Annotated in this window: 8 protein-coding genes; 4 read left to right on the top strand and 4 right to left on the bottom strand. The window is 69.1% G+C overall.

Annotated features, from left to right (window positions below; translation table 11 throughout):
• Positions 1 to 2: 2 nt before the first annotated feature.
• Entirely contained in the window at positions 3 to 1,364 is a 1,362-nt protein-coding gene (locus tag ACTWQA_RS23665) for a glutamine synthetase family protein (RefSeq protein WP_443161301.1), read from the bottom strand.
• 123 nt (positions 1,365 to 1,487) lie between these two features.
• On the opposite strand from ACTWQA_RS23665, the gene ACTWQA_RS23670 reads away from it, so the two are divergent.
• Genes ACTWQA_RS23670 through ACTWQA_RS23685 form a run of 4 tightly spaced genes read left to right on the top strand, consistent with a single transcriptional unit; the run spans position 1,488 to position 4,002 of the window.
• Entirely contained in the window at positions 1,488 to 2,192 is a 705-nt protein-coding gene (locus ACTWQA_RS23670) for a FadR/GntR family transcriptional regulator (RefSeq protein ID WP_443161302.1), read from the top strand.
• 40 nt (positions 2,193 to 2,232) lie between these two features.
• Entirely contained in the window at positions 2,233 to 2,988 is a 756-nt protein-coding gene (locus ACTWQA_RS23675; protein WP_305918290.1) for a hypothetical protein, read from the top strand.
• A gap of 4 nt (positions 2,989 to 2,992) precedes the next feature.
• A complete protein-coding gene (locus ACTWQA_RS23680) occupies positions 2,993 to 3,316 on the top strand; it encodes a hypothetical protein (protein WP_443161303.1) in 324 nt (107 codons plus the stop codon).
• Positions 3,317 to 3,351: 35 nt separating this feature from the next.
• Positions 3,352 to 4,002 carry a nucleotidyl transferase AbiEii/AbiGii toxin family protein gene (locus ACTWQA_RS23685; protein ID WP_443161304.1) on the top strand — a complete coding sequence of 217 codons (651 nt, stop codon included), beginning with the start codon at positions 3,352 to 3,354 and terminating at the stop codon, positions 4,000 to 4,002.
• Here the strand turns inward: ACTWQA_RS23685 and ACTWQA_RS23690 are convergent.
• The 3 genes from ACTWQA_RS23690 to ACTWQA_RS23700 form a co-directional block, all read right to left on the bottom strand.
• On the bottom strand, positions 3,975 to 4,772 hold the full coding sequence (locus ACTWQA_RS23690; protein ID WP_443161305.1) for an SGNH/GDSL hydrolase family protein: 798 nt from the start codon (positions 4,770 to 4,772) through the stop codon (positions 3,975 to 3,977). The genes ACTWQA_RS23685 and ACTWQA_RS23690 overlap by 28 nt on opposite strands.
• Positions 4,769 to 5,344 carry a PadR family transcriptional regulator gene (locus ACTWQA_RS23695; RefSeq protein WP_443161306.1) on the bottom strand — a complete coding sequence of 192 codons (576 nt, stop codon included), beginning with the start codon at positions 5,342 to 5,344 and terminating at the stop codon, positions 4,769 to 4,771. Before ACTWQA_RS23695 ends, ACTWQA_RS23690 begins: the two co-directional genes overlap by 4 nt.
• Positions 5,345 to 5,405: 61 nt before the next feature.
• A partial coding sequence (locus tag ACTWQA_RS23700; protein ID WP_443161307.1) for a nickel/cobalt transporter occupies positions 5,406 to 6,461 on the bottom strand: 1,056 nt, incomplete at its 5' end.

Here is a 6,461-nt window from a genome sequence, read left to right on the forward strand (position 1 = left end):
GCTCACATCCGTTCGAACCCACGGAACATCTCCCAATCCGTCACCGCCGCGTCGAACGCGGCCAGCTCCACCCGCGCGTTGTTCGCGTAGTGCTCGACCACGTCCTCGCCGAACGCCACGCGGGCCAGCTTCGACCCCTCGAACAGGGCGAGCGCGTCGCGCAGCGTGTGCGGCACGGTCTCGGCGCCCGAGGCGTAGGCGTTGCCCTCGAAGGGATCCTCCAGCGGCAGCTCGTTGTCGATCCCGTACAGCCCGGCCGCGATCAGCGCGGACACCGCCAGGTACGGGTTGACGTCGCCGCCCGGCACCCGGTTCTCCACGCGCAGCGACTGGCCGTGGCCGACGAGGCGCAGCGCGCAGGTGCGGTTGTCGACGCCCCACTTGACGGCCGTGGGGGCGAAGCTGCCGGGGACGTAGCGCTTGTAGGAGTTGATGTTGGGGGCGTACAGGAGGGTGAGCTCGCGCAGGCAGGCCTGCTGGCCGGCGATGAAGCGGGCGCCGAGCGGCGACAGCCCGAACGGCCCTTCGCCCGCCATCACCGGGTCGCCGTCCACGGTGCGCAGCGAGATGTGGATGTGGCAGGAATTGCCCTCGCGCTGGTTCGGCTTGGCCATGAAGGTGATCGACTTGCCCTCCTGGGCGGCGATCTCCTTGGCGCCGTTCTTGTAGATGGCGTGGTTGTCACAGGTCTTGAGCGCCTCGTCGTAGCGGAAGGCGATCTCGTGCTGGCCCAGGTTGCACTCGCCCTTGGCGGACTCGACGTACAGGCCGGCGCCCTCCATGCTCAGCCGGATGCGGCGCAGGAGCGGCTCGATGCGGGCGGTGCCGAGGAGGGAGTAGTCGACGTTGTAGAGGTTCGCGGGCGACATGTCGCGATAGGCGCGCTTCCAGGCGTCCTCGTAGCTGTCCTCGTAGACGACGAACTCCAGCTCGGTGCCCACATACGCGGCCAGGCCGCGCTCGGCCAGGCGGGTCAGCTGCTTGCGCAGGATCTGGCGGGGTGAGGCGGTCACGTCGCCGCCGTCCTCCCACGCCAGGTCCGCCATCAGCATCGCGGTCCCCTCCTGCCACGGCACCCGGCGCAGCGTGGCCAGGTCGGGCTTCATCACGAAGTCGCCGTACCCGCGCTCCCAGGACGACATCGCGTAGCCCGAGACGGTGTTCATGTCCACGTCCACTGCGAGGAGGTAGTTGCAGCCCTCGGAGCCGTGGTGCAGCACCTCTTCGAGAAAGTAGCGCGCCGACAACCTCTTGCCCTGCAACCGGCCCTGCATGTCGGCGATCGCCAGCAGAACGGTGTCGATCCGCCCGGCCGCCACCTCGTCACGCAGCTCGTCGGCGGTCAGGAACCCTTCGCTGCTCACGTGACGTCGCTCCCATCTGGCATGGCGCGCTTTCCGGTGATTGGGCTAGTCTCAGACCATTGATGTGCATGCCGGGATCGCTTGTCAAGACCTGAGGCCACGTTGGACGAGTCGGCGCGTTTGATGACGGTGTTGCGCCCGGTCAGGGCGGGCAACGCCTTCGAGGAGACCGTGGAACGGCTGCTCCAGGCCATCAAGCTGGGCGTGGTGGCGCCGGGCGACAAGCTTCCCCCCGAGCGTGAGCTGGCCGTCCAGCTCGGCATCAGCAGGGTGACCCTCCGCGAGGCGATCCGTGCCCTGTCGGACGCGGGCTACCTGGACGTGCGGCGGGGACGGTATGGAGGGGCCTTCGTCACGTACGAGCCGCCCAAACCGGACGCGGGCGACCTGCGGCAGGTCCTGGCGGAGATGGGCATGGACGACCTTTCCGACGCCCTGACGTTCCGGCTGGCCGTCGAGTGCGGGGCGGCCCAGGTCCTGGCCACCTCCGAGCTGACCAGCGAGAAGCGGGCCGTGCTGCTCCGCAGGTTGTCGGAGCTGAACGAGGCCTCGCTGACGGACTACCGTCGTCTCGACACGGCCTTCCACCTGTCCATCGCCGAGCTGACCGGCTCGACCCTGCTGGCCACCACCTGCGCCGACGCGCGGTCGCGGGTGAGCGACCTGCTGAACGCCATCCCGATGCTCCAGGTCAACCTGGACCACGCCGCCCTGCAGCACCAGGCCATCGTGGACGCCATCCTCGCAGGCGACCCCGAGGCGGCGCGCCGGGCGATGACCGAACACCTGGAAGGCACGGCCGCGCTGTTGAGAGGCTTCCTCTCGTGACGCGATCCCGGCAAGTGGCTCGTACCATCGTTTACAAGTCATGGGGGATTGGTTTCGCTACAACATCGTCGACACGGGACGGCTGCCGCTGTTCTGTTACTTCGTCACGCTCATCGTGGCGTTCATCGCCACCCGCATCAATGTGCGCCTGATCAGGGCGAAGGTGGGCTGGTTCCGCAACGTGAACGTGGGGGAGATGCACATCCACCACGTCGTGTTCGGTGTCATCCTGATGTTGATCGGCGGGGTGACGGGGTTCATCGTCTCGCCCGCGTCCCAGACGGGATACGTGCTCGCGGCCTGCGTGTTCGGCGTCGGCTCGGCGCTGGTGCTGGACGAGTTCGCGTTGATCCTGCACCTGCACGACGTGTACTGGGAGGAGGAAGGGCGGACGTCGGTCGACGCGGTCTTCATCGCCATCGCGGTCACCGGCCTGCTCCTCATCGGTCTGCGCCCGTTGATATGGGACTACGGCACGTGGGTCAACCCCACCGCGTTGATCGTCGCGAACTCGGCGCTGGCGGTGATCACGCTGCTCAAGGGCAAGATCTGGACCGGGATGGCGGGGTTGTTCGTGCCGCCGATGCTCCTGGTGGGGGCGATACGGCTGGCGCGGCCCGGGTCGCCGTGGGCGCACTGGTTCTTTGCCAAGAAGTCGCCGCGCAAGATGGCCAGGGCCATCCACCGTGAGGAGAGGTGGCGGCGGCCGGTGATCGGGGTCAAGATCGCCTTCCAGGAGTTTCTCTCCGGGCGCCATGATCTGCCTTCCACGCGGCGTGGTCGTCGGCATACTTGACGTCATGCCGCTTCCTTCTTGGTACGAAGGGCTGGAGGACAAGATCCCTGACTCCTTGGACGACCTCCAAGGCCCGGCCGAGGGTGTCGTGGCCTTGCCGCAGCACCTGGTGTGGTCGGGACTGACCGAATTCGACTTGTCCAAGCGGGGGATCCGGATGGAGATGTATCGCACCGTGATCACCACTGGCCGGCGGGGCGACTACGAGGCCTACCTGAACGCGGATCATCTCGTCGCTGACTGGCCGGTGCTGAGAAAGGGGCTTGGTCCGGGATACCGTCAGGCCTGGGAGAACAAGCTCCTCCTCCGGAGGAAGACGTCCGGCTGATGCGCTTTCCGCCCTTCCAGGAGCGGCTGCTCGACGTGGTGTCGCCGGTGTGCGAGCGCTATGCGTTGGCGCTCGCGGGTGGCTATGCGATGCGGGCCCATGGCTTCACGGACCGGCTGAGCCGAGACCTCGATTTCGCCACGGAGATGGGGCTGCCCGATGTGGTCAGCGGCGTCACGGGCGCGTTCCACGCTGCGGCGCTGCAGACGTCGATCATCGAGGTGACACCGCGGATGGGCCGTCTGATGATCGAGGACACGGCGACCAGTGAGCGTTGCGAATTCGACCTGCTGCGGGAAGCCCTCCAACAGCCTCCGGTCACGTGCGGCACGGTGCGAGTGCTGAGTGTGGAAGACGCGATCGGGCTCAAGATGCGGGCCTTGCACGAGCGCAGCTACGCCCGCGACATCATCGACGTCGAGTCCGTGAGCCATCTCTACTCCTTCCACGCGCTGGAGAGCCTGGCCAAGCCGCACAACGATCATTTCTCGCCCTATGAGCTGGCCATGCGGCTGGAGTTCGTCGATCTCATGGGGAGCGAGGAGTTCGAAGCCTACGGGCTCGACGAGGTGCAGATCAGACAGGTCCGGCGCTTCGCTCAGGCATGGCTCGAGGACATCAAGCTTCGGCGGGCCGACGACGGCGATGCGGACTACGACTATCCCGACGTGCCCGAGATCGACTGATCGCCGACGATCACCGGTGTGAGCAGGGGGCGCTTGGCCGTGCGGCCGTCGCCTGAGGAGCGGCCGCGCAAACGGCGGGCGAGCCACGGCCCCAGGAACGTGGCCAGCCACCGCGCTTCCACCGCCGCCGCGCGCCAGGCCGGTGGCGCGGCCAGCGCCGGGAGCGGAGCCGTCCACGTGTCGTCACTGCCCGGCAGCTCCAAGGCATGCGCGACTCCGGCGGCGAAGCGGGCGTGGCCCTCTGGACTGGCATGCAGCCGGTCGAGGCTCCACATCCGCGCGTCGGTGACGTAGGCGAGCCGGAACGTGTCCACAAGCGTGACGCCATGGCGTGCGGCGGCGTCCCTAATGCGGGCATTGAGGTCGAGCACCCTGGGCCGGAGCGGCCTGGCCAGCGGCGCGATCGCGCCGATGTCGGGGAACGTCACCGTGACCACCCGAGCTCCCGCGCCGGTCAGAGCCACGAACATGTCCTCCAGCACAGCGGCCACCTGAGCGGCGTCGAAGCCGGGGCGGATGATGTCGTTCATGCCCGCCATGACCGTGGCCAGGTCGGGGCGAAGCTCCAGAGCGACCGGCAACTGCTCGTCCCGGATCTGGGCGGCCTGGCGGCCGCGGACGGCGAGGTTGGCGTAGAGCAGATCGGGATTGGCGCGGGCCAGCTGCTCGGCGAAGCGGTCGGCCCAGCCGCGGTGGCCGCGGACGTCGTCGCCGTCGCCCAGGCCCTCGGTCTGGCTGTCGCCGAGCGCGACGTATCGGCTGTAGGTCATGCGGTCTTCCTTCCGGCGTGGGCGGCGCGCTCGCTCAGCGTCCGCGCGGTCTGCAGGCACCAGTCGCGCATCTCCCGCTCCAGCCGGCAGCCGGCCAGGCAGGACAGGTAGGGGCCGATGCGGTCCCCCTCGCGCAGGAACGTCTCCTCATCCAGGTCGCCGCGCAGGCGTACCAGGGTCTGCTCGAAGAACGCCATCTTGACCGCGGCCTGCTCGGCCCGTTCCTGGAGTTGTGCGATCACCGGCGCGGGGTCGAGCACGTCAATGGCGTGGACCTTGACGGCCAGGTCCTCACGGATCAACAGGGGCTTGGCCGGGGCCGCGGCGAAGGCCGCCAGCTCGTCGACGCCGGCTTCGGTGACCTTGAACACCCGCTTGTTGGGGCGGCCCTGCTGGACGACCTCCCGGCCGGACACCAGGGCATCGGCCTCGAGCTTGGTCAGCTCGGCGTAGAGCTGCTGTGGGGCGGCGTACCAGAAGTTGGAGACGCCGATATCGAAGATCTTGGTGAGTTGGTAGCCGCTGTACTCGCCGTCGAGCAGGGCCGCCAGGACCGCGTGTCGGAGGGCCATGGACTAGTCATGCCCATGAGTAGTCATGGACATGACTATAAGTGTGGCGTGGGCGGTCGTGCTAGAGGGCGATCGCCGAGCGGAGGGCGAGGCCCGTGCCCAGGAGGACGACCATCGCGGCCGTGCCGAGCGGGGCCAGGCCGGACACCCTGGCGGCCAGGCGGCGGCCGGCGGAGGCGCGTTGTTCCAGGCGGTCCACCAGTTTGACCAGGAGCAGGCCCGTGATGGTCAGCGTCGCCGCCATGCCGACGCCGTAGGCGGTCACCAGCGCTACGCCGAACCAGGTGCGGCCGAGGGCGATCGCGCCGAGGAGGACGATCAGGGCTGAAGGGCTGGGGACGAGGCCTCCTGCTACGCCGAGTCCGACAAGTCCGGCGCGCCTGGCCCTGCCGGCGTTGCCAGAGTCGTTGCTGCCGCTGCCGTCACCATCATCGTCGCTTTCGTGGTCGTGCGCATGTCCGTGGCCGTGTCCGTGCCCGTGTCCGTGTCCGTGCCCGTGGAGGGCGCCGCGTCGGGCGTTCAGGAGGAGGCGGAGGCCGATGACGGCGATCAAGACGCCACTGGCCACGCCCAGCCAGGACAGCACCGACTCCCCGGCCAGCGCCGTGAACACGGTCAGCAGCAACCCCACCACCAGCACCCCGACCGTGTGCGTGGCCGTCACCGTCGCCCCCACGACGAGCGCGTCGCGTGGCCGGCCGCGCCGCCCGGCCAGGTACGCGGCCATGATGGTCTTGCCGTGCCCGGGGATCAGCGCGTGCCCGGCCCCGAGCACCACGGCCAGCCCGACGGCCAGCAGCCCGAGCGGCACCGTCAGCGAGTCCGAGCCGACCAGCTCGGTGAACGTCCGGTCCAGGGCGCTCAGCGCGTCACCGATGGGCCCGCCGATCCCGATCCCGCCCGGAACGCCGGCGCCACCGCCGCCGGAAGAGCCGCCAGGGGACGACAGGCCGGTGCCCAGGCCGGACATGGTGCCGGACCCGGGCACGTCGGACATGGTGCCGGACCCGGGCACGTCGGACATGGTGCCGGACCCGGGCACGTCGGACATGGTGCCGGACCCGGGCACGTCGGACATGGTGCCGGACCCGGGCACGTCGGACATGGTGCCGGACCC

This window comes from Nonomuraea sp. 10N515B, assembly GCF_052245915.1.
Classification (GTDB): Bacteria; Actinomycetota; Actinomycetes; order Streptosporangiales; family Streptosporangiaceae; genus Nonomuraea.

Bases quoted from the DNA above. Each gene is read 5' to 3' on its own strand.
- ACTWQA_RS23690 (WP_443161305.1), bottom strand. From the start codon at position 4,772: ATGACCTACAGCCGATACGTCGCGCTCGGCGACAGCCAGACCGAGGGC.
- ACTWQA_RS23670 (WP_443161302.1), top strand. From the start codon at position 1,488: ATGACGGTGTTGCGCCCGGTCAGGGCGGGCAACGCCTTCGAGGAGACC.
- ACTWQA_RS23680 (WP_443161303.1), top strand. From the start codon at position 2,993: ATGCCGCTTCCTTCTTGGTACGAAGGGCTGGAGGACAAGATCCCTGAC.
- ACTWQA_RS23675 (WP_305918290.1), top strand. From the start codon at position 2,233: ATGGGGGATTGGTTTCGCTACAACATCGTCGACACGGGACGGCTGCCG.
- ACTWQA_RS23695 (WP_443161306.1), bottom strand. From the start codon at position 5,344: ATGGCCCTCCGACACGCGGTCCTGGCGGCCCTGCTCGACGGCGAGTAC.